Genomic DNA, 1,391 nt, shown 5'->3' with positions numbered 1-1,391 from the left:
AGCTCACACGCTTCGTTCATCGCGCCGCCGCCTTTGCCGCTAAAACCTATCGTTCGCATACCGATTTTTTTGGCGACTTCAAAGGCATTTAGCACATTTTTGCTATTTCCGCTGGTCGAAATCCCCACCAAAACATCGCCCGTTCGTCCGATTGCACCGCATTGTCTAGCAAAAACCGCATCATACCCATAGTCATTTCCGATGGCTGTTAATGCCGAAGTATCGGTGGTAAGGGCGATTCCTGCTAACGGAGTTCGCTCGGTTTTATACCTACCGCTTAGTTCTGCTGCGAAATGTTGGCTATCTGCGGCACTTCCGCCGTTGCCACATATCAAAACTCTCCCGCCGTTTTTAAGGCACTCTACTATAATATCAGTCGCTTTTTTGACTGCACCGCTTAAATTCGCCGTTTTTTGTGCGGCTTCTAAATGTGCTTTTAATTCATTTTCAAACATTTTTTAACCTTTAATTTTATTTATCAAATTTGTTGTGCTTTTACCTTCAACGAATTCTATCAGTTTTGTTTCCTTAGCAAATTCGCTGCCAACCACTTTTTTGCCTGTGTAATCCGCACCTTTTACCAAAATATCAGGTTTTAGGGCTTTGATTAAGTCGTGTGGCGTATCATCGTCAAAAATCACCACAAAATCCACGCACTCTAATGCCGCTAACATTTTAGCTCTATCATTTTGCTCATTTACTGGACGCGGATCGCCTTTTAGGGCTTTTACTGAGCGATCTGAGTTTAGCCCCACAATCAAAATATCGCCAAGCTCTTTTGCCTTTTGTAGATACGAAATATGCCCCACATGCAAAATATCAAAGCAACCGTTTGTGAAAACCACTTTTTTATCTTTTAGATAAAGCCCTAAAAGTGTCGGTAAATCGACAATCTTTCGCTCTAAGCCGATTTTCGTGCTTTTTAGGGCTTCGATTTCGCTCCAAGCAGCATCTGCCGAGCCTACTTTGCCGACCACGACCGCGGCTGCTAAATTTGCAGTTTCTATGGCTTCATCTATGTTTGCTCCACTTGCCAAGCAGTATCCCAAAGTCGCTAAAACGCTATCTCCGGCGCCCGTTACATCAAAAACCTCTTTGGCAAGTGCAGGAAAAGAGCGAATTTGCAAATTTTCATCGCATAAAATAATGCCTTCTTCGCTAAGCGTTATAAGACCATATTTTAGAGCGAATTTTTCTTTTAAATTTTGCACGGCTTGATTTATGCTTTGTGATGAATTTAGATCCGTATCTAGCGCGATTCCTGCTTCTTTTTTATTTGGCGTAAGAAGCGTAGCACCTTTGTATTTTGAGTAATCCTTGCCTTTTGGATCGACTAAGACCATTTTGTTTTTAGCCGTAGTTTTGGCAATGATTTCTTGGCATAAATTTTT

General features: G+C 42.0%; 2 protein-coding genes. Both read right to left on the bottom strand.

Going from position 1 to position 1,391, the window contains the following annotated elements; all coding sequences use genetic code 11:
• Positions 1-455, bottom strand: a 455-nt coding sequence (locus tag OFO01_RS08920; RefSeq protein ID WP_270875547.1) for an SIS domain-containing protein, incomplete at its 3' end; no start/stop codon positions are given.
• Positions 456-458: 3 nt separating this feature from the next.
• On the bottom strand, positions 459-1,391 hold a 933-nt coding region (gene rfaE2, locus OFO01_RS08915; protein ID WP_270875546.1), incomplete at its 5' end, for a D-glycero-beta-D-manno-heptose 1-phosphate adenylyltransferase.

Origin of the sequence: Campylobacter sp. JMF_01 NE2, assembly GCF_027737365.1 — a bacterium.
Lineage (GTDB): Bacteria > Campylobacterota > Campylobacteria > Campylobacterales > Campylobacteraceae > Campylobacter_B.
The sequence above is the reverse complement of the archived record's forward strand: the minus strand, read 5'-3'. Positions and strand labels throughout refer to the sequence as shown.